The sequence below is a fragment of the Mycobacterium sp. ZZG genome (genome assembly GCF_054786995.1).
In genome coordinates, this window is the sequence record NZ_JBTBFV010000027.1 from 48,079 (window position 1) to 71,095 (window position 23,017).

19 protein-coding genes and 1 pseudogene are annotated in these 23,017 nt (G+C 65.5%); 6 read left to right on the plus strand and 14 right to left on the minus strand.

Annotated elements, in window-relative coordinates:
• Window positions 1–117: 117 nt before the first annotated feature.
• The 12 genes from ACXMYJ_RS16315 to ACXMYJ_RS16370 form a co-directional block, all read right to left on the minus strand.
• Window positions 118–528 (minus strand): helix-turn-helix domain-containing protein, encoded by a 411-nt coding sequence (locus tag ACXMYJ_RS16315; protein ID WP_241479848.1) that lies wholly within the window; start codon window positions 526–528, stop codon window positions 118–120.
• Window positions 521–4,684 (minus strand): type VII secretion protein EccCa, encoded by a 4,164-nt coding sequence (gene eccCa, locus ACXMYJ_RS16320; RefSeq protein WP_460357649.1) that lies wholly within the window; start codon window positions 4,682–4,684, stop codon window positions 521–523. Before eccCa ends, ACXMYJ_RS16315 begins: the two co-directional genes overlap by 8 nt.
• A 5-nt stretch (window positions 4,685–4,689) precedes the next feature.
• On the minus strand, window positions 4,690–6,168 hold the full coding sequence (gene eccB / locus ACXMYJ_RS16325; RefSeq protein ID WP_460357684.1) for a type VII secretion protein EccB: 1,479 nt from the start codon (window positions 6,166–6,168) through the stop codon (window positions 4,690–4,692).
• A gap of 127 nt (window positions 6,169–6,295) precedes the next feature.
• Window positions 6,296–7,288, minus strand: a complete 993-nt coding sequence (locus ACXMYJ_RS16330) for a hypothetical protein (protein ID WP_460357652.1) — start codon at window positions 7,286–7,288, stop codon at window positions 6,296–6,298.
• Between the two features lie 2,056 nt (window positions 7,289–9,344).
• Window positions 9,345–9,536 carry a hypothetical protein gene (locus ACXMYJ_RS16335; protein WP_460357654.1) on the minus strand — a complete coding sequence of 64 codons (192 nt, stop codon included), beginning with the start codon at window positions 9,534–9,536 and terminating at the stop codon, window positions 9,345–9,347.
• A 163-nt stretch (window positions 9,537–9,699) separates the two neighbouring features.
• Window positions 9,700–10,383 (minus strand): hypothetical protein, encoded by a 684-nt coding sequence (locus ACXMYJ_RS16340; RefSeq protein ID WP_460357657.1) that lies wholly within the window; start codon window positions 10,381–10,383, stop codon window positions 9,700–9,702.
• Between the two features lie 79 nt (window positions 10,384–10,462).
• On the minus strand, window positions 10,463–10,873 hold the full coding sequence (locus ACXMYJ_RS16345; RefSeq protein ID WP_460357659.1) for a YbaB/EbfC family nucleoid-associated protein: 411 nt from the start codon (window positions 10,871–10,873) through the stop codon (window positions 10,463–10,465).
• Entirely contained in the window at window positions 10,870–12,666 is a 1,797-nt protein-coding gene (locus ACXMYJ_RS16350; protein WP_460357662.1) for a hypothetical protein, read from the minus strand. The genes ACXMYJ_RS16345 and ACXMYJ_RS16350 overlap by 4 nt, the downstream gene beginning before the upstream one ends.
• Before the next feature lie 8 nt (window positions 12,667–12,674).
• The gene (locus tag ACXMYJ_RS16355; protein ID WP_460357664.1) at window positions 12,675–12,974 is read right to left on the minus strand and encodes a DUF2694 domain-containing protein; all 300 of its coding nucleotides are present in this window, start codon (window positions 12,972–12,974) and stop codon (window positions 12,675–12,677) included.
• A gap of 9 nt (window positions 12,975–12,983) precedes the next feature.
• Window positions 12,984–13,298, minus strand: coding sequence for a type VII secretion target (locus ACXMYJ_RS16360; protein WP_094295061.1), 315 nt, complete (start codon window positions 13,296–13,298; stop codon window positions 12,984–12,986).
• 33 nt (window positions 13,299–13,331) lie between these two features.
• Window positions 13,332–14,957 carry a DUF4226 domain-containing protein gene (locus tag ACXMYJ_RS16365; protein WP_460357668.1) on the minus strand — a complete coding sequence of 542 codons (1,626 nt, stop codon included), beginning with the start codon at window positions 14,955–14,957 and terminating at the stop codon, window positions 13,332–13,334.
• Window positions 14,957–15,100, minus strand: a complete 144-nt coding sequence (locus ACXMYJ_RS16370) for a hypothetical protein (protein WP_173012292.1) — start codon at window positions 15,098–15,100, stop codon at window positions 14,957–14,959. The genes ACXMYJ_RS16365 and ACXMYJ_RS16370 overlap by 1 nt, the downstream gene beginning before the upstream one ends.
• A 1,298-nt stretch (window positions 15,101–16,398) precedes the next feature.
• Between ACXMYJ_RS16370 and ACXMYJ_RS16375 the strand changes: the two genes are divergently transcribed.
• The 3 genes and pseudogenes from ACXMYJ_RS16375 (at window position 16,399) to ACXMYJ_RS16385 (ending at window position 17,892) form a co-directional block, all read left to right on the plus strand.
• Window positions 16,399–17,238 carry a helix-turn-helix domain-containing protein gene (locus ACXMYJ_RS16375; protein ID WP_460357687.1) on the plus strand — a complete coding sequence of 280 codons (840 nt, stop codon included), beginning with the start codon at window positions 16,399–16,401 and terminating at the stop codon, window positions 17,236–17,238.
• Window positions 17,239–17,452: 214 nt separating this feature from the next.
• Window positions 17,453–17,623: pseudogene (locus ACXMYJ_RS16380) on the plus strand (putative immunity protein); the annotation flags it as partial.
• Window positions 17,620–17,892: a putative immunity protein gene (locus tag ACXMYJ_RS16385; RefSeq protein ID WP_460357672.1), complete on the plus strand. Its 273-nt coding sequence runs from the start codon at window positions 17,620–17,622 to the stop codon at window positions 17,890–17,892. The pseudogene ACXMYJ_RS16380 and the gene ACXMYJ_RS16385, both read left to right, overlap by 4 nt.
• Window positions 17,893–17,996: 104 nt before the next feature.
• Here the strand turns inward: ACXMYJ_RS16385 and ACXMYJ_RS16390 are convergent, their stop codons facing one another.
• Entirely contained in the window at window positions 17,997–18,926 is a 930-nt protein-coding gene (locus tag ACXMYJ_RS16390; RefSeq protein WP_460357675.1) for a DUF2637 domain-containing protein, read from the minus strand.
• Window positions 18,927–19,090: 164 nt separating this feature from the next.
• Window positions 19,091–19,225, minus strand: coding sequence for a hypothetical protein (locus tag ACXMYJ_RS16395; RefSeq protein ID WP_419125611.1), 135 nt, complete (start codon window positions 19,223–19,225; stop codon window positions 19,091–19,093).
• Between the two features lie 237 nt (window positions 19,226–19,462).
• Here ACXMYJ_RS16395 and ACXMYJ_RS16400 point away from each other — a divergent pair, with 237 nt between their 5' ends.
• From ACXMYJ_RS16400 to ACXMYJ_RS16410, 3 genes are all read left to right on the plus strand, one after another.
• Window positions 19,463–19,801, plus strand: a complete 339-nt coding sequence (locus tag ACXMYJ_RS16400; protein ID WP_238382151.1) for a helix-turn-helix domain-containing protein — start codon at window positions 19,463–19,465, stop codon at window positions 19,799–19,801.
• Window positions 19,802–20,650: 849 nt separating this feature from the next.
• Window positions 20,651–21,367, plus strand: a complete 717-nt coding sequence (locus ACXMYJ_RS16405) for a ParA family protein (RefSeq protein ID WP_094295066.1) — start codon at window positions 20,651–20,653, stop codon at window positions 21,365–21,367.
• Complete coding sequence (locus tag ACXMYJ_RS16410) at window positions 21,367–22,275, plus strand: ParB/RepB/Spo0J family partition protein (protein WP_460357679.1); 909 nt, start codon at window positions 21,367–21,369, stop codon at window positions 22,273–22,275. Before ACXMYJ_RS16405 ends, ACXMYJ_RS16410 begins: the two co-directional genes overlap by 1 nt.
• Window positions 22,276–23,017 lie beyond the last annotated feature (742 nt).

The following is a 23,017-nucleotide window of genomic DNA, read 5'->3' on the forward strand; positions in this document are numbered from 1 at the left end:
CAGCGCAGCCACATTCGCTGCAGAGAATTTCTTTATTCTCCGGTTGTCTGCTCTACACTCGGACATTTCGTCACTCCCCCATTGTCCCAGCTACCTGCGCATGGTCAGAACACTTATTTATCGCGTGCGCGCGGCCAGCTGAGCTGCGGATTCCGCAATATCGCCGATGACCTGCAGTCGCTTGCTCAACGTGTCCGCGGCCGCAGACCCAGCCCTTGCCTCCTGGGCAATCTGCGTTAGCTGCTCCACCAGCACCTTCGTGGTTCCGCTCAGCGGATACTCGGTACCGTTGCGCAACGTAGGTTCCGCCCCGTCCAGCACCGTGGCGAAGCTGCCCGGGGTCCATCCGAGAGCGGCTTCTATCCGCCCTCGCGTGACTTCACGTCCGGGGATCTTGCCGCGGTTGATCAGGTCGGTAATCGTGGAACGGCCCACCCTGGCGATCTTGGCCAGGTCCATCTTGGACAAGCCCAAGTCCAGTCTTGCCGCGTCGACGGCTGCGCCGAGCCGATGTCCCGGATCACTCAAGGGGCAGCACCTTCGCGATCTGCGCGGGGGCCGACAGGCGGTCGGTCACATAGATTCCTCGGCCCGCCGGCTGCCTGGCTGCACGAACGCCTCTGATCAGCTCGCCCTCCATGCGGTGGCCATCCATGACGATCAGGGGGGCGGTTTGCGCGATGAGCCGTCCCGCCAGCGGAGAGGACATCGCCGGCCCCCACGGGAAGCGCCGGCCGATGATCAGGTGTAGACCGACCTCGCGAGCGCGGTCGATGTACTTGGTCAGACCCTCGGTCGCCGGGCCCTTACCGTCCGCGCGGAACATGTTGGCCCCAGCGCTCCATCCCGCCACGATCTGTTCGTCGTCGACGAGGACGAAGATTTCCGGTCCCGACCAGGAGCGCGTGGCCTGAGCAAGTTCTTCCTGTCCGGCGCGGCCGCGCGGCATGCGCGGGGCAAGGAGCGAGTCGATATGGCGGGTCATCGCCCGCACATCGTCCTCGTAGTAGGTGTAGCCCTCGGACTCCACACCGTCCTCGCCGATGTAGCGGCCCAGGTGCGGCCCTTGCACCACCCGGACAAGCGAGTTGCCCGGGTCGATGACATAGATCTGAGCTTCTTCGGGTCGGTACGACCGCATGATCGCCCGCGCGACGGCGGCCACGGAGTTCGATACGCCGCACTCCGGGTTGCCGATAAAGAGCAAGTGGGGGTTGCGGTTGAAATCGGCTTCGGCCGCCACCAGGCCCACCTCGGAAATGCCGAAGGGCACCACTCCGCGCTTGGGCTCGCGCTGGGCGGCGAAGACCTCATCGAGGCTGACCGTGCTCGGCAGCATGCGGACCTGTGCGACCTGATCGACACCGGTGAGCTTCGTAATCACCTCGGCGGCCTCCCGCGGGCCGATCGTCCTTCCTTCCGGTGTGGACAGGATGGGCAGCCCGGCCTGGAAGTGATAGCCCGCCATCGACGTGCCTCGGCCGCTGATGGTCTCGGTTCGCGTCTCAGCGGTCTCGTCACTGGGATCACCGAGCAGTTCACGCTTACCGAACGGCACCTTCTTGGCGACATCGCGGTTGTTCTTCGACGGATCGTCTTGGCTACCCAGCGCCAATTCGACGTTGAGGGTGAACGTGTTGGACATCCAGGAGGGGAAGCCGCCCGCGATCCAGCCTGCAGCGGCGATGATCGCGCGAACCCCGAGGCTGTTGCCGCGTTCCATGATCACGCCGAGGTCGGCCATCATGTCCTCGCCGAACGTGGTCCGGAACTGCTGCCAGCCATCGATGACCAGGAACACCTCACCGAAGGCGTCATCGGGTACCGGGCCGGCCTCGCCACCGAACTTGCGCGCGCGGAAGCTTTCGATGCTCAAGCCGAGCCGGCTGAACGCCTCTTCGCGCTCCTCCACGAGAAGCTTCATTTCCGCGATCGTGCGCTGCACACGCTCGCGGTCACCGGCCCGGGCGAACGAGCTCACGTGCGGAAGCGCCTCGACCTCGTTGAGACCTGGACCGCCCATGGCCACCACCACGAACTGCACCCGCTTCGGGTGATACATCATGGCCGCACCCGTGATCATCGTCGTCAAAGCGGTGGTCTTACCAGAACTCTGCTGGCCGATGACCGCACAGTTGCCCGCGGAGAAGTCCAGTGCGTACACGCGTTGCGCGTGCTGGAAAGGCCGGTCTTCGATCCCAATCGGGAACAACAGTCCCGGGGTGTGTCCGTAGTCCTGATACCAGGGCTTGCGCCGCAAGCGGCGCACCAGATCTTCGACGGGCACCGGCTCCAGCGGCGGCAGCCACATCTGGTGGACCGGCACTCTGGTCTGCTCACGCAACGAGTTGATCGAGGCCTCAAGCTCGCGGATCGGTTGCCCGTCCGCGCCGAGCACGGTGTCGGTCGATTCAACGGGAGCGGCAGAGAGCTTGGGCGCGGACGCGATCGCGGCCATAGGCGCAGCGGTAAAGACCTCGGGGGCCATGTACCCGGCTTGGGTGCGCACCGCTTCGGCGGCCACCCGGCGCGGCGGATGGTAGACCTTGCGCGCGAACGCGGATTGGAACCGCACCAGCCGATCGCGGCCCTGCACGCGCAACAAGCCTGCACCGGCAGGCTTCTCGGGAAGGTGCTTGGCTTCGTCGGTGCCGATGATGGCCATCGACTCGCCGGCGTCCAGGGTGCGAAGACCTACGCGGATCGGGATGTTGGCCATGATGCCTGACTGCATTTCATGCCCGAGTCGCTGCGAGCCCAAGATCATCTTCACGTTCAAGGCGCGGCCCTGGCGGCCGATCTCGTCGATGATCTTCTTCGAGTCGGGCGCTTCGATGAACATCTGGGTGAACTCGTCGATGACGATGATCAGCGCGGGCAGCGGCTCCAGCCGCTGGCCCAGGTGGATTCGGCGGTACTCATATTCGGCGACCTCGCTGATTCCTGCGCGGTCGAGCAACGACTTGCGGCGCTCCAGTTCGCCGTTGATGACGTCGCCCATGCGCTCGATCCACAACGAGTCGTCCTTCAAGTTGCCCATGGCGGCAACGACATTCGGCAGCCCAGCGACCATGTTGGCCGTCGTTTTGCCCTTGAAGTCGAAGAACGCGAACACCAGCGTCTCCGGAGAATGTGTCAGCGCCGCCGACAGGATCAGAGTCGTGAGGAACGACGACTTACCCGAGCCAGTCGTGCCGGCGATCACCATGTGGTGGCCCATGCCACCTTCGTGGGTCTCTTTGAAGTCGATGTGAACTGGCGCCCCGGTTGGATCGACACCGATCGGGAATTGCAACCACTTTGCGCCCCAGGCATTGTCTTCAAAGGGAGGACCTTGCAGCGTGGGCGCCCACAGCTTTTCCACGTCGAGGTTGCCGGGGTCGTCAATGCCGAGGACCTTGTAGAGGTCGGCGTCGACCGAGGTGTCGTCGATCAGGCTGCGAGAGCGTTCGCCCTCCACGCGGTACCGGGCCATCTTGCGTGCCAGCACCCGGGCGCTGGCCAGGTCCATCGAATCGGGGCGGCAGAACCATTGACCGCGGTGCGTTACCTCGGACTCCGACACCCAGAACGTATTGGCTTCTTCGAAGCCGAGCCCGCGACCAGGCTCATCGGACAAGGCCAGGAAGGTCACCCCGGCTACACCGCCTGCGCGGGTCAGCGTTTCCCAGTGGCGGTCATCGCCGCGGCGGCGGCGGTCGTCGATCACCAGCCAGTGCGGCGTGGTGGTGGCGTTCGTGCGGAAGGCGTCGCGGCCGTGCAGCTCCGTGCCGACCGCCGCGTCCATCTGCTCGCCGGTTGTCCAGACCATCCGGGTTGGACCGCCGCGGTCGCGCAGCGTCGGGTGCGCGCAGTGCGGCAGCCACTTGCACCACTCCCAGCGGGCGATGTCGTCGGTGACGATCATGATTTTGAAGTCCCGCGGTGAATGCGCTACGGCGGCTTGGCAGATCAGCGCCCGGGCCAGCCCGTACACCGCGTCCATGCCGTCACGCCCGATGAGGGCCATACCGGCAATGTTGCGCAGCAGCAGTGGTTTCGGCGCGTTCTGTAGCTTGCTTTGGGTCTGCAGGAACGCCGAGGAGGCGTCGTAGGTGACCGGTTCGTAGTCTTCGCGGCGGCCCAGTTCGTTGGTTTCCAGCTCCTTGACGACCTTCGAGGTACCCAGACCTACCCTGACCTGGCTGTAAAACACCTTCAGCACTTGATCATTGGGCGTGCGGCACCACATCCGGGCCGACCCTACGAGGCCTGACAGTAGTGCCGGCTCGGGATGGAGATATTCGAATTGCGCGTGCTGGGCGCGGGCGGCATCTTGTACCTTGTCCCGCGTCTCATCGAGGGTCATCGCATAGTCGCGCAGTGCCTGCTCCATCTGCGGCCCCGACAGCTGCTTATCGCCGCCGCCACCGCGATTGGAGAACATGTAGGACCCCATCGACACGATCATCATGATGGGGAACAACAGGGTCATCATGCCCATCGTTCCGCTGCGCAGACCGGGCTGAGACAGCATCAGTGCCATGATCCCGAGGAACGCGACACCCATGACAACAGGCAGGATGATCGCGGCCTTGCTGCGTGGAATTGGCCGAGGGGCCTCCAGCGGTTCGGGCACCGTTTCGCGGCCGCCCATCGTCGGTGGGATCTTCACCGAGCCTTGACGGGGCTTCACTGTTGCCATGCGGTCTACCGTCCTTGTTCGGTGATCGGGGCCGCGGAGCCGGCCAACGTGTCGTGCATCGTCATGGCCGCCTGCTTCGACAGCTCGGGGCCTGCGGGCCACACCCGAAGTAGTGGCCACGGCGCCAAACGCGGTGCGACATTCTTAAGTCCCAGCGACTGCAGTGCTTCGTCGTCAAACGGCACGCCGTAGCGCGCGCCGGATTCACTGATCAGCCAAAGGGTTTCCCGACGAGCGGACTCAGCGCTCGCACCCGTCGTCGAGACCCACGTTGCCGGATTGTCGGCGAGCAGAACCTGATCGGCCAGCGTGCCTTGGTCCGCAGTGCTGACGACCAGAGGAACCAGATGCACTTCCTGCTCTGCCGTCACCGGCAATGCTCGGCCGACCAGAAGTCGTTGGCGGGCTTGCCGATCCGTGGCTCCGCGGTCCCACGCCACGCACAGCACCGGGTCGGCGCGCCAGTCCACGACTTTGAGTGGCTCTGCGGGATACCCGGTCACGTCGAGCACGTCCCTAACGGGAACATCGCCTAAGACGTCCGGGGAGATGCGGGGAGGTTGTGAGACGCCGAATGAATCGCGCTGCCGCAGCATGGCCGCCACCACTGACGACACCGGCTGCACACCATTGCCGAGTACGACGTAGAACTGATCTTGACCCGAGGCCACGTCCTGAGACACCACGACCGCGCCGTTCACTAGCGGTGTTGGTGTGCCCAGGTTGACCGTGCTGGGCTGGCCCGCCCCCGGCACGCCCGGGACGACCAGGGGACGGCCGGCCGGCAAAGCGTCGACCATGGCCTGAGAGAGAACAACCGGGGCACCGGCTTCCTCCAAGCCCAGAGGCTCCACTACTGCCCTGTCGGAAAGGTCGATCGGCATCCGCACGCCATTGGTGATGACATACGCCTGCTCGTTGAAGATGCCCAGAACCGCAGTGTCAGCGGCGACCTCGCGGGCGCGGTCGCCCAGCGTAAGGTCACCGTTAATCCCAGTGATTACCGGACGCCCGCTCATCGTCTCGGACGCCGTGTCGCACACTGCCCACCGCGATACTTCAGGGGTGAGCACCTTGGGCGGCTCGGTGGGAGCGCCTTCAATGCCGACCAGCGGCCCCCGCGGCCACTTGGCGAGGTCGTCGGGACTGACGAACGTCGGCTCGGCCGGTTGTCCGGCGATTAGCCATGCCGACACCAGATTCAGCGCCGGGTGAAGCCGGCCGTCCACTGACACGAAGACCGTGCCGAGTTTGCGGTCGGCCACGATTTTAGAGTCGTTCACCAAGCCCGCGGGCCGTAGCCAGCCCACCACGAGCGCCCCCACCATCACCAGGACAGCGAGCAGCGCCGAGATCATCAGCATCAATCGCTGCGTGCGCATACGGTCGGTTTGCATACGCACCGACCGGCGCTGAAATGCAAATCCCAGCCGCCGGCGCAGGAAGTAATGACCTCGCACCTGTGTCTTGGAAGCCAGATTCATCGGCACCCCAAAACCGTACCGTGCAAAACAACGAGTCAGCCACCACCGCAGCCAAATTGACTGCGAACGAGTTTCGGCGAGGTTGCTGAGCTGGCGTCAAGGCGACGCCTACGGGGGCTGGGCCGGTTCACCCAGCGTGCAAGAGGTCCTCTTCGACGCTGGCCAGTGACTCAACGATCAGATCGCGGATGTGGACGTTACCGGCGGCCGCAGCTGCGTAGCACATGTCGGGAAGCGGCAGCGGGCGTGTAGCCCATCCGCCGATCAGCTCAGCGGTGCGCGCCACCATCCAGTGCGCGCGATAGCGAGCGAGTTCTTCAATCGTCTCGCTCGGATCGGCCTGGCCAACAAAACCTGGCCGGAAAATCGACGTGACGGTATTGAAGTCCTTGGCCGCCGCGTCGTAGTCAGCCCACTGCTGTGGGCTTGGATCCCGATCTCCGCCGCGGGTCAGCCAGATCTGACGGACCGCGTTGGGGATCCCGCCTTCAACCGCGACGCCCTGGGTGGTGGCCGTGTTCATCAGCAGGGCGCTGGCCGCAGCCACGATCCTGTCCTGGAGCAGGGGGTCAGCGTCCATCACCCGAAGCAGCCGCGGATACACATCGGGCCACAGCGCCGCCAGGCGGTGCTCGTGCATCCCATCCATTCCGGGCGCGGCGGTCTGCTGGCCTGGTTGAAGCAGTGGGTTCGTCTGTCGCGTACACGACGGCGGATGCTCCACACCGGCATCGCGCAACGCCGTTAACGGCCCCGTCGTCGCAGCCGCCACCAGGCGCCAACCCATTTCCGCGCGCAGCTGCGCGTACTCGATGAGCACTCGCGCCGGGTCAGCCCAACCGAACCACAGCTGCCGAAAATGGTCGTCCACCAGAGGATCCGTCGCCAAGACGCGTGCCGAGCGGGGCACGTAGACCCCAGCGGGAATGTAGCTGGCCCCATCATTAGACGTGACAACAGTTTCAGTGCCGCTTGGAGAGCGGAATACGCCCACCGCCCACTCGATCGGATAACCGACCGCCTGAGCAGCGTGCTGCAACTTCCACGCCAACTCCTTGGCCGCCGCCGCGTCGGCCGACTCCCGGCGCTCACGCGCCGCAGCGGACTGGCCCGCGGCCACCACACTCGCCGGAATCAACGTCGCACCGGCCCCAGCCCCTGCTGGCGGCGGCGAAGCCGAAGGGGCATTGCCGCCCGCGGTGAGCGTGCCCGCCGGGACCGTCGCCGGAGGCGGCGGCGCGGCGCCGGCCGGTGGACCCATCGACCCAGGCGGCAGCATCATCGGGGCGCCCCCACCAGTACCCATTCCTGCCCCGGTCGGAGCGGCGGCAGCTGGAGCGGCGGGAGCGACCATGCCCGGCTGAGCCGAGGCCGGTGATACGCCACCGCCGGGAGCGGCCGAGACCGGTGCCACCGGTGCCGCGTGTCCCCCTCCGGTCAAGGCCGGCGAGGGACTCGGCGGAGCCGGTGGAGCAGACGGCATCCCACCACCGATGCCCGCCCCAGTCGACAAGCCTTGGGAGAAGGCCGCTGCCGGTGAACCAGCGCCGGTGCTCGCGCCCGGTACGCCTCCAGCACTTGGCAATCCGCTTCCCGCGCCGGGCACCTGACCCATGCCGCTACTCAGCGGATTAGATCCCATTCCCGGCATGCCGCCGGAACCAAGACCGCCCGGCATCTTTGGCATACCGCCGCCGGAACCTAGACCGCCCGAGCCGAGCCCACCACCACCAGATCCCATGCCGCCCATCGACGGCATGCCACCACCGCCAAGCGGTGTAGCCGCTTGGCGCGGTGACGTCGCACCGGGAGTCGCCTGTGTCACCGGCGGGCCGGCCGCCGCGGTGAGTCCACCGTCGCCCGTTGCCGTGGATGTTCCGGGCTCAACGCCAGGTTGAGTTGATGTTGCACCGTCTGCCGCGGTCGGCGGGCTGGCTGTCGGCTTGTCTTCGGAACCTATGTCGTGTGAGTTCTTTAGCGGATCATCTTCTTGGGTGATCCCAGGTGATGTGTTGTGGTCGACCGGGGTAATGGCGGGGCTCGCCGCGATGTCACCGTAGCGAGTGAGAAGGTCGAGAGCGCGGGTGTTTTCGGCTGTGGCCATGAAAGAAGTGTGTAGCGCCATTGCCGCTTCCACGCCCCAACCGGTCTGGGTTCGGGCCTGGGCGTGGTACGCGGTTACTAGAGTTTCGCGCTCCCCCGGGAGCTTGGCGGCGTTGATGGCGGCGTCCGCATCACGGACCAGTTGGTCTTGCCCTGCAGCAGTTTCGCGGAGTACCACGGCAATGCCGTTGCATTTTTTCGCAACACCGTCGTGCCACTCACTGATGGTCTTGGCTTCCTCAGCCAGCATTGCACCGGCCTGATGTGCGCTATCGAATCCCGTGGAGTCGGCAGCGTCTCGGAATGCGGCATTATCTTGCACGATCTGCTGGTGGATACCGTCCCACGCCGTCGCTCCCGCCTTGTAGGACTGCTCCTGGGCGTCCCAGTGCGCAGCGTCTGGCGGAACCATGTCCGGCGTAACGATCAGCGGGCCATATGATCCCGCCGCTCCCCCTGTCGATGGCATTAGCGCAGCCCGCACGCAGGCGCGATCACATCCACAAGGTCATTCCCTCGATCGCGAGCCGCGTTTGACGCATCCCAGTCGCGGATGTTCGCATAATGGAAGCTGTCAATCTGCGCTGCCGTCCACTCGTTGACTAGCGCAAGCAAGTCGGGCGGCGTGGCGGTGCTCGTTTCGTCCCGTAGGAATGCGATCTGCGAAGTTCCGACCAGCTTCTCACTTGTGCGTGCGCCGCGCGTCTCGGGACTCGACCCTCCGGTCGAGTCTGCAAGTGCTGCCCGGCTTTTAGCCGAGGTGGCGAGGGTCCGCGCGGCTTGTTCCCACGCTGAGCAAGTAGCCGCTTTGGCCGACTCGATCTCGGAGCTGCTGTATTCGGCCGGCGGTGGCGGGACGACGTTGATGGTGTGCTGCGCCGGTGTGAGCGGGCTCGCAAGGGTCGCCGCAGTCGCTACGGCTGCAGCGCCAGCAATAACGAATGCGCCTGTGGCGGCGACGATTCCGGCCCCGCGTGGTCGCGGTGTCAGTTGAGCTGGTGGCCCACCCGCGTTTTGGGGGGGAGGTGCGGGTGGACCACCGGGTTGGGGGTGCTGGTGGGTCGCGTAAGTGGTCATACCGCCACGGTCCCGCCGCTGGGGATGAGGGTGAGCGACTGCCGGTTCTCGTTCTCGATCGTTTCCATCGACGTGACGGACTCAACCTTGCGCCGATAGATGCCCGCGATCCGCCGTCCACCGCCAGCGTTGAGGCCCTGGCGAATGGCTTCATCCTCGGCGATGGTCTCTGTCAGCGGTGCCCACATCGGCCGAGCCGCGCAGGCAGCGGCAGCGCCGGATGACGCTGCACCAGACGGCGCTTGGGCCACAGTCTCGGCAACCAAGGCAGGAGCCGACGCGTTCGCGGCGTGAGCCTCGACCGGCTTGAGGTTGAAGGGTTTGGTAACTGCAGGCATTAAGTTGTCCCTTCTACTTCTGGCAGGCCGCGTGGGCTTTGTCCATCGCGGTCTGGCCCTGCTGTGCGGGTAGGTTGCGGTCCTGGCCGCTGGTATCGGCGGCGAGCACGGCAAGCGTTGCGTCGATGTAGTCACTCATCGGGTCGGCAATTTCGCGTGGCGTGGCCGGCGGGATGTGCAGGCGCAGGTACTCCATCTCCACCAGGACCACCGCCTGCTCATTGGCGAGTGCGGCTTTGTATTCGGGGCTGTCCCGGTTGGGAAGCGCCGCTACGAGGGGCACGGAGGCCTCGTAGACCGCGGCAACCACCGACTTGGCTGCCGCGCACGCCTCGTCGCGGGCAGCGCTGACTTCCTCGGCGCTATAAACAGGTGCGGAGGGCGTCACTGTTGTGGTGACCGGCGCTGGGTCGGGGCGCGTCCAGGCAAGAGCGCCCATCACGACCGCCGCTACCGCGAGAACGACTGCGCCACCAGAGAGGCCCCACACCAACTTCGACGTGCGTTGACGCGGCGGGGTTGCCGGTGGCGGCATGTAAGGGGCGGCATGGGACGCATGGGGAGGCAGCACACCGGTCGGGGTGCCCGGCGGCGGGAATTCGCCCATGGGTGGCTGCTCTGGTCCGCGTGGGGGTGCCCACGGCGAGCCGGGGCCCGCGGCAGCGGGTCCGACCTGCGGTGACGTGCCCTCACTCATGCATCAACCGTAACGCCGATAGACGACATGTGGCTACCAGCACGGCCCGATCCGCCATAACCAGCTCGCTGCAGGCCCGTCATTGCTGAAGGTTGTTGAGTAGCCGGGCTGCCTCCTGGGCTGCCTCTTCTGCGTTCTGCTCGATGACTTCCCGCTCGGCGTAGGCGTCGGCGACCGCGGCCTGCAACGTCGTGCTGATGACCCGCTCGAGTCCCTCGTTGGTGTAGCGGGTGGTGCATCCCGGGGCCAGCGACAACGACACCAGCCGCCCATGGTGATTGACCGACAGCTGGACATCGCCATCAGCGCTTTCCATGTGCACGTCGATGCTGGCCCACTTCTTGCGGAGATCCCGCAGGGTCTGCTGCACACGCTCGATGCGCGCGACGGCTTGGGCGACCAGCTCGGCGTCCGATTTGTAGGCAGCCGGGCGGGCACCGTTGGTCGGTGTGGTCGCCGGCCTCGCGGCGGATCCGTGTGCTGCGGTCATTTCGCATCCCCTTCGGGATCGGGTGGCATTGTGACGCGGCGGCGCGGCCGCCCTGGCGCAGCCTGATCAGTAGGTGTCGCTTTGGTTGCGGCGGCGTTGTCGACGCTGACAGTTTGGCGGCGCTCAACTTCACCTTTGACCGGTTCCCCGTTCGGAATGGAGGGGATGACCACGGTCTTGTCCGGTGGCGGTTTCGCCCGATCGCCACCAGCGCCGCCACCGGCACCCATGCCGCCCATCATCGGCGGCATCATTCCCATCCCGCCCATACCGGCACCGGCGGGCGCGGGTGAGCCGGGCGGGACCGCCCCACTGCTCGACGGCAGCGACGGTGCCCCACCGGTGGGCGCTGAGGCAGCGGCCAGCGCGCCCCCGCCTGGAGGCAGAGAGGTGTCGAGTCCGGCTGGCTCCATGCCGCCCCCACCGCCGCCACCACCGCCGCTGCCGAGGCCACCACCGAAGTCAGACAGTCCTGCGTCATCGAGCGAAGTGTCGTCGAGCCCGAGGTCAGGCTCCTCCTGAAGGCTTGACGCAGCACCTTGCATGACCTGCTGAGCGGCGCCCATCAGCTGCTGCGGGACGCTGGTCACTGCCCCCATGGCGCCACCGAGAGCGCCTGCGAGCATGGAAGGAACCATTGCCGCCATCGGCAACATCTGCTGCATCGGGTCACCGCCCATCGGCGAAGCGCCCTCGCCGCCGGCCAGCAGAGGATCGGCGGCAGGATCGGCCAGTGGGTCGGCCAAGGGGTCGCTGCCCCCGGTCTCGCTGGCCGCGGCGCCGGTATCTGACGACGCAGCTGCGCCGGACTGATCTTCGCTGTCGCCGGGCTTACGTTCCCCTGGTTGCCCGGACCCTTCGCTCGGCGTACTGGACCCGTCCTTCACGATGTCGGTGACCGGCGGCGGTGGCGGCGGAGCTTGGGGCAATTCTCCTAGGTGGTAGGAAACCCCTGCCGTGGTGGCTGTGGTGTCGAGCTGCTGCAGGTGATTGCCGTACCGCACGAACTGGTCAGCGCCCATCAGGCCGCCGGTCTGCATCATCAGCATCTGCGCGCGGGTCATGGACTGCCGCGTGTCGGCGAACGCCTGGGTGCGCGGAGTTTCTTGCTGGGTGCGGTCAAAGCGGCCACCGTGATCTTGTGCGGCTTGGGCGACCGTGGCGGAGTGGGACGCCATCTGATCGGCCCAGGATGCGAACTTGTTCAGCGAGGCCGCCAGCTGTGGTCCGGTTCGCCCGGTGATGCCGGCCGCTACGGCGCTCTCAGCGTTTCGGGCAGCGACGGCGCACGCCTCAAAAGCGCCCTGGTAGGCCTGGCAGGCAGTGTGAAAGGTCGTGCCGGTGCTGCTGCTGCCCGCCTCGATCAGCCCAGCGGTCACCTCCCCGGGTCGCGGGGCCATCGGGGAAATCGGGGTGTCAGGAGCTACCGCGTTGGTCTTGACTGCAGCCTGGGTCGCCGGTCCGCCTACCGGTGCTGCGGGTGCGCCTCGCAACGCCAGTGATGCGGCGTTGGCGGCTTCGCGTTCAGCCATGTCCATGCTCACCGCGGCCACGGCTTGGGCGGCGGCAGTGAGAACTGCCGCACCATCCAATGCCCGACTGGACAGCACTCCCCCATGCTCGGAGAGCCGCGCCGCCGCCGTGGTCGACACCTCGTCTGGCGCCAGCGGGGCGTGCACGGGGGGCGCGGCGGCCAGCGTGGCCAGACTGCCGGCGGCCGAGGTCATCGTCGCGGCGAGCGTGGCCATCCCGCCGAAGTCGACGTCAACGCGTGGCCCCCCACTGCTTGGCATGTCTCCCCTTAAAAGTCGATGGTCATCGCGAACGCGGCCACCTGTTCCTCGGTGGGCAGAAACGAGCCCACGTTCTCCACGCGATTGCCTTCCATCTCCAACCGCAAAGCCAACTGTGATCGCAGGTAAGCCAGGGTGTTCAGGCGGATGATCCGCGCCGCGAGCTCCTCGTCGGCGAGATCCATCGCCTCGGGCTCCAGCTGTACCCCGACCGACGCCCCCTGGCGGTCGACAGAGACGATGATGGACTCATCGTGGCTGGTTGCCTCGAAGACTTCCACCGTTGTCTGCTGCGCCGACTCAAACACCAGCCCCCCTTAAGTGTCGGACGGGCTGATGGTCACGCGCGCCCGGTTCTCAGCCTCGACTCGCTCGTACTCAGCTGCCGAGGCCAGCAGGGCGTCACGCATCTGCTCGTGCCGAGCTTGCTCGCTGGCCAACGCGGCGTCGCGCTTGGCTGCAACCTCGCTGACCGACGCTTTGACCTGGTGATACAGCGGACCCAAGGTTTGCGCCTCAGTCGTCATCCGCTCGTTGTCGGCGCGTGCGGCCACGATCTGATCGATCGCCTGCGCGTGCACTTCTGCGCGACGACGCAGCTCAGAGGGATCGACCTGTACAACCACACTCATAATTTAACCCCGTTCGTCTGTAGGTGCGGACACTCAGTTGGCCCCCGCCAGCACGGTTGCTGCCGGAGCTGCAGGGGCTGTCTGGATCTGCGGACGTGCCCAGCCCAGGAAATTCGGGCCGGTGGGCATCTCCTCAACAGGGGTGACCTGTCCGTTCAGCCAGACCTTGCCATTGCCCAGGGCCATCACGCGGTGATCGGTGAACTGGGCGTAGTCCATCATTTTTAGTTGGCTGGGCGAGACCGGATCGTTGACCGGTGCACCGGGGGGCAGCACCGTGATGTGGGCCTGTCCGGCCGCGTCGTCGAGGCTGGCGCCTTCGAGGACCAGGCGGCCGGCGTGGGCCAGCTGCGGGCTCTCTGCGGTAACGGTCGATCCGTCCGGCAGCTTCACCGAAACGTCGGGCCCAGGCTGGGCAGGAGGAACCTGACCGGTTTCAGCGGCTACCGGCTGAGGCTGTGCGCCGTCAGCAGGCTTTGCCGCCGCGGGCTCGGTCGCCGGGTCATCTGTCTTGGCGTCGTCGGCAGCGGCTTCGTCGGACTTTTCATCCTCAGGGTTGTCCCGCTCAGAACCATCCGGCGTGGCCGCCAGCGGATCATCCTTGAGCGCCTCGGCAGGGTCGTCCTCAGGCGGTCGCGCGGACGCAGCTTCCTTGATCGCGCCGCCAATCGCCCCGCCCAAATCGCCCAGGCCACCTCCGCCGCCAAAGCCGCCCATTCCCGGCATCATCGAGCCCATCGCGCCCGGAAGCCCAGACAGCGCACCCATCGCCGGTCCGGCCAACCCACCAAGGCCTGCCATCAGCGGATCAGAGGCCAACCCATCCAGCAGAGGGTCACTGGCCAGGGGGTCGCCAGCCCCGGTGCCAGTGTCGGCCGGTGCCGGAGTGCCTCCCGCGGAACCACCTGTGCCGCTACCGCTTTGGCCGTTGCCCCCGGTCGTGGCCGGGTCCGTGGAGCCGGTACCGGAACCAGCCGAGTCCTTCACCGCGTCATAGCGCTGCGAAAGCGCATCGAGCACTTCGGCCTTGGATTCGGCGTCCATGCCGGAGGACTTGACGATGCCCAGGATTTCCTGAGTCTTACTCTGCAGAAAGTCGTTGAGCTGCTGTTGACCGGCCGGAGTGTCCAAAGTCGGTCCCAGCTTGTGGATTTGGTCCACCAGTGCCGCTTGCAGCGCCTGCAGCTGCGCCTTGCCCTCATCGGATCCGGTCTTGGCACCCAGAACCGCATCGACAAGTTCCTCGTCGGCCTCGGCCAGGGCGGTCGTGTTCTTGGCCAACGCGTCATCGACACGCTGAGAAGCCTCAGCCGCACGACCGGAAAAGCCGTCGTCGGCAGGCGCTGGGGGGGCCTGGCCAGGCGCGGCAGGCGGGGCGTCGACACTGGCCGGCACTGTCGCCGGGGGCGCGCCGAGCGGGTCGACCAGCTTCCCCCCATCGAAGAGGGTGGGATTGTCCAGCCGCAGCGCACCCAGATACTTGTCGTCGATCGTGGTGGGCAGATCGCGGTTGCTCAGCCATTCCTCCGGGTGATGTTTGGCCCGCTGGTACATCTCGTTGAGCGCGGCGAAGTCGGAGTCGTTGAGGGTTCCGCGCCAGTCAGGCTTGAACCGCATGATGTGGTCAACTGCCGCCACGACTTCGGCCGCGGTGGCCATTAGCGGCCCCCTGCCTCAGCGCCTCCGCAGCACGAGACGGTTCTGTCTGCCACCGAGATCTGCGCACTGGGCGGTGTGCCGGACAGCTGATCGGCTGCGTCGGCGAGCACTGCGGCCAGCAGATGCGCCACAAAGGAGTTCATGCGTCGGACCATAGATTTGCAGGCGGTGGCGGTCCACCACCCTTGGCACATTCGTTGTAAATCTCGGTGCCGACACCCCCAAGATCACGATCTGATCTCCAATGTTCGGCGTGTCGGTGGCTTTTCTGAAAGAGGGTGCGTAAGGATCAGCTCTGCTCGAACCTTGCCACGATCTGGTGGTGACCAGCGTGTCTCGGCGGTTAATCCGCCACTTGCGTGCGAAACTTCGTCAAGTACCACTCGCATCAGGAGCCGCAGAGGTCACAAGATCGACGCCGTCAGGGACCAGCGACAAGCGCGAAACGACCGTGAGAGGAGCAACGCAATTGACTGCGCAACAGGCGGCTACACCCCGCGGCCGCCCGCATCTCGGTCCGCGAGTGGTCGTCACTGCCACCTTCTGGCCGAGCCTGGAACGCCTGGTGGACCAGACGCGTGCATGTCTCGACCGGTCACCATTTCTGGCCGACCTCCTGGCATGGCACGTCGACCGTCCTGACCTTATTCGACACCACCAGCTGATCCTGACGCTCCGCGTCGGGACCGACGTCCGCGCACTGACACGGCCCAGCACCGCTACGAGACATTGCACAGTACGAGTCCACCCAGCCGTCGCTGGCGAGCTCGTCGCGCGAGCACAGGACGCTGGACTCCCCCGCTCGGTGTACAACGCTCGTGCCATCGCCGAGATCCTCGGTGGGGGTGCCCTACCCCTATCAGCGATTCAGGAGGGTTTGCCCTTGGCGATGTGACGACGCCAGTGGTGCCATGAGGAACCACTGCCAACTTCCCACATCTGAATAGGCGAAAGCGCCGATAAAACGACTTTGCCCCCCGGCTGCAACCGGAGGGCGGGTCGGGCGCGAACGCCACATTCCCCGAAGGGAACTGTCGTGGAAGACAGGTCTCACGGTAGCGCATGCGTTGGCACTGGTCCAGACTTGCGCACCGCGTTTCTCCATATGTCCACCCCGAATGTGGACAATTCGCCCCGTGCATATCGCGGCTGCAGCACCGCCGTGCGTCGCCGCGGCACGATCCGAACCACTCCGGTGGCGGACGTCTTGGCTATCCGTCGTGGTCGCCGTATGGCCGGGCGCGATCTGCCCTCTCCCGCCCAGTTCGTCAACCTCGAACTCGGGTCGGACGCCCATGCCGGCGTCGCGTGCTGGAGCGGAGGCCCTACACGTTGGGCACAGGTCACCGTGGCGTGCGCCTACGACCAGCGGTACCCACAGATCCGGGAACAGATGACGGCGCCGGTCTCCAAGCGAGCCGTGGTAACCATCGCCGCGGAAATGGCGCGCTTCGCTGACCGCAGCACCGGACGAAACTGCCGGCCGAGTGTGGCGACGCTCGCGACGCGGACGGGGTTCTCGGAACGTACTGTTCAGCGGGCGCGGGAGTGCTTACGTCTGCTCGACGTGGCCACCGAGGTGGTCCGCGGCCGCCAGCGGACGTTCGTGGAGCGGATGGCGTCCTGGCGGATGGGTGATCGATCCCGCGGGTGGGCCTCAGTCTGGGCGTTGCACGACAACCAGCAGGTCACCCGGGTTATCCACATACTGACACCCCACCTGGAACGGTCCCCACTTAAGACAGCTATCTCACCTTTAAGGAGACTGGTTACTACCCACGCGGGCGCCAGAGGCGCCCGGCAAGGCGTCGCTACGCGCCGCCGAAACATCGACAGAAACGGGCAGCGCTTGGCGCGAACGTGGCGCGAGCATCCGAAGGCTCCACCGTGGTCACGCAAGTACGGTACCGGCGCCTGGGCAGCGGTTCTGGCCGCGCCGGCCCGTGCCGGATGGACCGCCGAGGACCTGAACGCGGCTGTGTCGGAATGGCTGATCGGTGGCCACCGGATTTCTGACGCTCCCCCTCGGCCGATCGGGCTGATCGGAGCCATCTTGGCGGCGTACACGGCGCATAACGAGCTGTCGGTGCGGCCTATGGCGTACGCGGAAGCCGCCGCTGCTGCTGAGGCCGCTCAGCGCGCGGAACGGGCTATCCAGCGCGAAGCTGAGCGCCAGGAGCACGCCCGTGGAAGGGAAGTCGGACGGGAAGCACTGCATGGCCCGGGACGCGCTGAGGTCGCCGCAGTATTGGCGGCAATAACCCGGCGGCGGGGCCGATGATGAATCTTCGGCGGCTGGCTCCCCCAAGATTGTTGGGGCGGAGCCGGGACCGGCGACGTCGTTAAGCGACGGCCGAACCGAACAACAGTTTCAGTTAAAGGCATTTCGCCGATTAGGTGTGCTGTCTGATGAGGTCCGTGACACGCCAGACTGAAGGTTGTGGGCGGTCTTTGTCCCCGGATGAGAGGTGGTGAGTTAGAAGTACTCGCGTGACGATCAGCGTGCAATGGCGACATGGGCACTTGATTGCGCCGAGCGCGTGTTGCCGACCTTCGAGGCGGTTGATCCCATCGACCTGCGTCCCCGGCGGGCAATCGAGACTGGGCGTGTGTGGGTAAGCACTGGTCAGATCAGCGTGGCTGTGATCCGTAAGGCGTCGCTGTGATCCGTAAGGCGTCGCTGGATGCCCATTCGGCCGCCAAAGAGATCATTGATCCAGCTGCTATCGCGGCTGCTCGCGTGGCGGGCCAGGCAGTCGCCACTGCCCCACTGCCCACGTGCCGCAACACCCATATGGGGCCTATTACGCACTCCGCGCTATCGCTGCACGATCGCCGGACCAGAGTGTGGACGACGTGTACGAGGAGCGTCAGTGGCAGGCCGGCCAGCTCCCGGATCATCTGCGCGCAGAATCATGGACCGCATCGTGGTTGAAGAAGGCCGGCGGGGCCTCCGGGTATCAGTTCGCAAGGGCGCCGGCTTCTGAACCGCTTGGGCGGCAGCTGCATGAGGAGCAGCACACTTAGGCGACGGGCCACTCATCGTTCCTGGTCTACTGACGACCGCTCGGAAACGTCACCCGAAATCGGGGACCGAGCAGCCCCCGGTCGTAGGGTGCTCTCGGCGAGCACACTTTTCGCGGCGTCTCGGATTCTTGCCACCGTGTCGTGCCGCAGGTCGAGCCGCTGACCGATCTGACGCAGCGCAAGGGGCGGTTGAGTGTCGTGGAGAAGCCGGAGGGCGGCCGCGATCTTGGCTGTGGGATAGGAGGTTATCTGCCCGCGTTCGTGAATTGCTGCGGCCACGGCTTCCCATCGTTCAAGGCGGTCAGCCGCTAGGGCTAGGGCGTCTTCCTGTCGTTGGGCAGTCTCGTCGGGCTGCTCGTAGGGCGTGAATCGCCACAAAATGGAAAGCCCGTGCGTCACGAGTACCAGCGCCAATGGCGGAACGCAGGCGACCGCCGCGGCACCCAACGATCCCAATGGCTGCTCGGGCAGCCGGCCGTTGGGCAGCATTGCGTGTACGGCATTCCCCGCCACGCTGACTGCTGCGCCCACCGTTAGTAGCGCCCAAAAGTACCGGCGGGGTCCGCGCTGTTCCGGGTAGGCAGAAAACGTCACCAGCGCCATCGTCGCAAGCACGATCGTCCCGTCAATGATGACCGGCCACAGCCACGCGAACTTGTCCGGCCACACCGTGCGAGCCGCGAGATTAGCGAGCGATGAAAATGAAAGCGCGAAGCTGAAAACTGCAACTAGGACGGTGATTCCGACCGCCGCGGCGCGGGTTATACGAACGAGCGATAGCTTCGACGCTTGATGGGAGTGCCTCGCACTGGCAGATAAGGCTGATTGCTCCTCGTTGAGCGCTAAGGGTCTGGTGCCGTCTGCAAGACCGTTGGTGCGGTCAGGACGGGGTTCATCCTCCTGTAGCGAGCCGCGCGCGGCGTCACTAAGCAATGCCGTCATCAAATGTCCGCCTTCGTTGCTGGGCCGTCACAGCGCAGCATTCCCGACCGACTTTCGCGCTGTCCACGACTACGGGCACATTCGGGCCAGATCGCCGGGCAGAGCCTGCACGCGCTTGGACGACCTCAGTCGACAGCTGAGGCCTGCAGGGATCAGTCGAGGCTCTAGGACACCTTCAACGGGCGCGGCAGCGCATCGTCCTGCTCACAGAACGCATGCGCTCGGGCGATGAGGTCCTCCACCGCCGGCGCCAGCAGCTCGGCAACCTTGACCCCACGGGACTCGGCGTACCGAGTCAATGCTGAATGATCTTCCTCGCTGACACGCTTGGCCACGAGTTTGGATGAAGCACGGGTCTCCCGGTGGCGCCAGTTGCGCCGTCGACCAGCCGTGTCTTCGCTCGCACTGATGTCCGCCACCAAACCGCTCCGATCAGCTCGTTGGGAAGGCTGCTCTAAGCTCTTGACCAGCCATTACGGGATCTGTGTAACAGGATATCAGTAACACGAACCGTGTAACACGATTCCTGTAATAGCATGTCAGGCGTGTCCTATGCGCAATCGGCGGGAGTGCAGAAGCTCTCCTCGGTTGTCTTTGGGCAGAAACACCGGCTGGCGACGATGGCCGCCATTGCCCAGGGTGACGGCCTAGTCAACCCCAGCGACTTAGCCGCCGAGCTGAACTTTCCTGCGCAGAGCGCACTGCAAACCCCGTTGAAGGACCTCGCTGAGGCTGGCCTCATCACGCGACAAGACGGCATGGGCCGCGTCTACTACCGCAGAAACCCGCATCCAATCTGGGACGCTGCAATCGAGCTGCTACATCAAGCGCTGGCCGCGGACGTCACCGCCGCGGACGTCAAACCCCGGGCGTAGCGGCCGACCCGAGGGACGCCGCCGGGCAACCTTGAGCGCGCCGTTCTGAGCGCAGCGGCCTAAAGAGCGTAGGCGGTCCACCATGGCGGGCCAGCGCAAATGAGCTCGCGCCACACCCTTCGATCACGCTTTTGCGCTGCGCCCTCCCCCGACCCACCGACAGCACCGCAGCCCCCGGCCGGACGCGTAGATGCCGGGCGTGGAGCCTCCAAGCGACTGGCTACCAGAGCGCAAGGGCCCGTCGAGCCATCGGACCAACCCGGCGGCAGTTGCCCACGGATGATTGTCGCTGGGCTGCGATGCGCTATCGCCGAGCCTCGAGCCTCACCGGCGGCGGACTTATCGGGGCGGCCTGCGCCGGGCCGCGCACGCGGGAGCTGCATGGAGTCCCGATGGAGCCGTGGCGGCAGCGAGGATCGACAGCCGCGGCCGCTGGGGTCGAACGGGGTGTGTCTGGTACCGGCGGCCCTCCCCCATCGCGGTCCGTGGACGCTCGACCGACTTGCCTCCAAGCTGCGGCGTATCGACCCTCGATTGAGTACGCCGATGGCAACTCCCACAAAGCCAGTTTTCCGCGGAGAACCCGGTCGACATTGCAGTTTTCCGCGGAAAACTGACGCGAACGCGCTGGTCACAGCCGCTTGGGGCATACTACTGAACGCGATCACGGACAGGTTTGAGTAAGCCGCGGGGTAGCTGACACTGCTCGGTTTTCCGCGGAAAACTAGCGGAGTTGTTTGACTGTTGCGCGTGTCGCCAGGGCAATTCAACCGTGCGGACGTAGCCTTACAGGCGACCGTTCTCGCGCGCCGCATTCGCGCATTTCGTATACCTCAAGGGGCTAACGCAATGTCCAGAGTCATCACGTTACTTAACCAAAAAGGTGGCGTCGGCAAGAGCACCGCAGCCGTCAACCTCGCTGCAGTTCGCGCTGAGCGCCTAGGCAAGGATTCGCCGGACGATGCCGATCCTCGAGTTGCCGCCGTGTCGATCGACCCGCAGGGTTCCGCCGCATGGTGGGCGAGCCAAGTCAGCGAACTCCCCTTCTATCTGATCCAGGCCCACGACGATCCACTTGAGCATCTGGCGCTGTTGAACAACCTGCCAAGCATCGACGAGGTGTATGTCGACACCGCGGGCTGGTTCGATTTGGACCCCGACGGTTCCGGAGACGGCCTTGGCTCTGGGCACTCCGCAGATGCCCTACGCACCGTGCTCGACGTTTCCGACGAAGTGCTGGTTCCGATTCTGACGGAGCCTCTGTGCTTTGACCCCACCGCACGAACCATCCGCAAGATCTTGGAGCCGCGCGGGCTCCCCTACCGCGTCTTCATCAACAACCACGACAGTCGCGATGGCAGCTACTGGCTCAACGAGACCCAAGAGTTTGTTAGAGGTCGCGGTTGGCCCCTGGCTGAAACCGTGATCCGGCACTACAAAATCCACACGAATGCATCCAACGACGGAGTGGTCGTCACGCAGTACAAGAAGACGGGGAAAGCAGCCAACGCGGCGTCGGATTACTACAGCCTCGCCGACGAGTTGATGGCAGCGGAGGTTCACTGATGAGCCGCGGAGGTGTCAAGAGCTTCGCGGCGCTAGCCGAAACTATCGGCGACAAATCGTCGGTTGACGGGGCATCAGTCGCGTCCATCATTCCCCGAGCCGGCCAGTCGCGGTCAGTGCCGCTGCGCGAGCTTGTCGGCAATCCCCACAATCCGCGCGACTCCCTCGGCAACCTTGATGAGCTGGCTTCGATTGTCGAGCATCAGCTGCAACCAGTCGTAGTTGTCACGAAACGCGCCTATCAAGCGTTGTATCCCGATACGCCGATCGACGCGCGCTGGGTTGTGATTCTCGGCAACCGGCGGTTGGCAGCGGCGCACCAGTTCGGCCGGCCCGAGCTCGATATCGTGATCAAGGACGAACTCGCTGCCGACAGAGCAACTCTTCTCACCGCTGTGATCGCCGAGAACGTCGACAGGTCAGGCTTCGACGTGATCGAAGAAGCTCGTGCAGTCGAGAGCCTGGTGGGGGAGTATGGCAGTGCTGACGCGGCGGCTGACCACCTACACAAGAGCAAAACCTGGGTGTCCCAACGTCGTGCACTCCTCAAGCTGGCGCCCGAGCTTCAGGAAGCTACTCGGCGCGGCGAACTTCCGATCCGCGATGCGCGTGATCTTGCGCGAATCCCCTGGGAAGAGCAGCGGGCGTCTTGGGATCGAGCGCAATCCGACACGAATGCTGAAACTGAAACTGACCAGGTGAGCCAGGACGGCGCAGCAGGGGAGAAGGAGTCACGAGGGCAAGGTGACCGACCCGGAGCGCCGCAGACCCACTCCCGGTCGGTGAGTCGGGCACTTAAGCGGTTTGACGTCGACCCAAGCGCGCTCGCAATTGCATTGCACGGTCAACTTGGGGATGCCGGCGCGCGAACTCTCGCGACACAGCTCCGTAAGCTCGTCAAGCAGTAGAGGCGTCGCGGGTCCGCCTGGTTTTCCGCGGAAAACTGCCCGGCGGAAGAGGCAGTTTTCCGCGGAAAACTGCAGTAGCTCCGTCGCAGGCCTAAAGTCTGCTGCGCTCAGTGATGTTGTGCATCAACAGTTTTAGCGGCGCCAACTGCGGAGCGCCTCAGCAATGGGCGGGTGACGAAGCCTAGCTTGAGGGTGGGCCACCCCCAAGCGCTGGTCGAAGCTGACCGGGCGTTGAGCGGCGATGGGGTCGATACAACACCATCGTTGAGCGGCGCCCCACGCTTGCAGCGTCACCCGGGCCCTCGTAGCACGTGCGCTAGAGGCACGCCGAGAACCTTTGAACGTATGATCGGGCGATGGTGCGGCGGCTGAGACCGACGCCCAAGGGCTACGCAGAGCCTGGCCCGCCGGAATTCTGCCCCGCCGGCCATCCGCTGCGCGGCCCTCGCCAGGTTCTCGTGGGGACGCAGCAATGCTCCACGTGCGCCGGGGTAGGACTGGGCCCGCACAGGTCGTACACGTGTCAGACGTGCTGGCGCACGGTCTATGACCCTAAGCCGACGCCGGCGTGCACTTTCGTGGCGTTCGACAACCGAATCGTCCCGCACGTCGAGTAGCGATTTTGGTTCTGGTGGTGGTCGGTGGTGTGGGTGGTGGGTGATACTGCCGGGCATGTCCTTGCAGGGCTTGGTCGATGCGACCGCAGACGCGCTCGGTGGTGCGCGTGAGTTGTACGGCCCGG

Excerpts from the sequence above, each read along its gene's own strand:
- ACXMYJ_RS16400 (WP_238382151.1), top strand. The coding sequence starts at position 19,463 with ATGTCAGGCGTGTCCTATGCGCAATCGGCGGGAGTGCAGAAGCTCTCC.
- ACXMYJ_RS16360 (WP_094295061.1), bottom strand. The coding sequence starts at position 13,298 with ATGAGTGTGGTTGTACAGGTCGATCCCTCTGAGCTGCGTCGTCGCGCA.
- eccCa (WP_460357649.1), bottom strand. The coding sequence starts at position 4,684 with ATGGCAACAGTGAAGCCCCGTCAAGGCTCGGTGAAGATCCCACCGACG.
- ACXMYJ_RS16335 (WP_460357654.1), bottom strand. The coding sequence starts at position 9,536 with ATGTGGGCACCGCTGACAGAGACCATCGCCGAGGATGAAGCCATTCGC.
- ACXMYJ_RS16370 (WP_173012292.1), bottom strand. The coding sequence starts at position 15,100 with ATGAACTCCTTTGTGGCGCATCTGCTGGCCGCAGTGCTCGCCGACGCA.
- ACXMYJ_RS16350 (WP_460357662.1), bottom strand. The coding sequence starts at position 12,666 with ATGCCAAGCAGTGGGGGGCCACGCGTTGACGTCGACTTCGGCGGGATG.
- ACXMYJ_RS16365 (WP_460357668.1), bottom strand. The coding sequence starts at position 14,957 with ATGGCCACCGCGGCCGAAGTCGTGGCGGCAGTTGACCACATCATGCGG.
- eccB (WP_460357684.1), bottom strand. The coding sequence starts at position 6,168 with ATGAATCTGGCTTCCAAGACACAGGTGCGAGGTCATTACTTCCTGCGC.
- ACXMYJ_RS16375 (WP_460357687.1), top strand. The coding sequence starts at position 16,399 with ATGGCGCGCTTCGCTGACCGCAGCACCGGACGAAACTGCCGGCCGAGT.
- ACXMYJ_RS16410 (WP_460357679.1), top strand. The coding sequence starts at position 21,367 with ATGAGCCGCGGAGGTGTCAAGAGCTTCGCGGCGCTAGCCGAAACTATC.
- ACXMYJ_RS16390 (WP_460357675.1), bottom strand. The coding sequence starts at position 18,926 with ATGACGGCATTGCTTAGTGACGCCGCGCGCGGCTCGCTACAGGAGGAT.
- ACXMYJ_RS16405 (WP_094295066.1), top strand. The coding sequence starts at position 20,651 with ATGTCCAGAGTCATCACGTTACTTAACCAAAAAGGTGGCGTCGGCAAG.
- ACXMYJ_RS16340 (WP_460357657.1), bottom strand. The coding sequence starts at position 10,383 with ATGAGTGAGGGCACGTCACCGCAGGTCGGACCCGCTGCCGCGGGCCCC.
- ACXMYJ_RS16345 (WP_460357659.1), bottom strand. The coding sequence starts at position 10,873 with ATGACCGCAGCACACGGATCCGCCGCGAGGCCGGCGACCACACCGACC.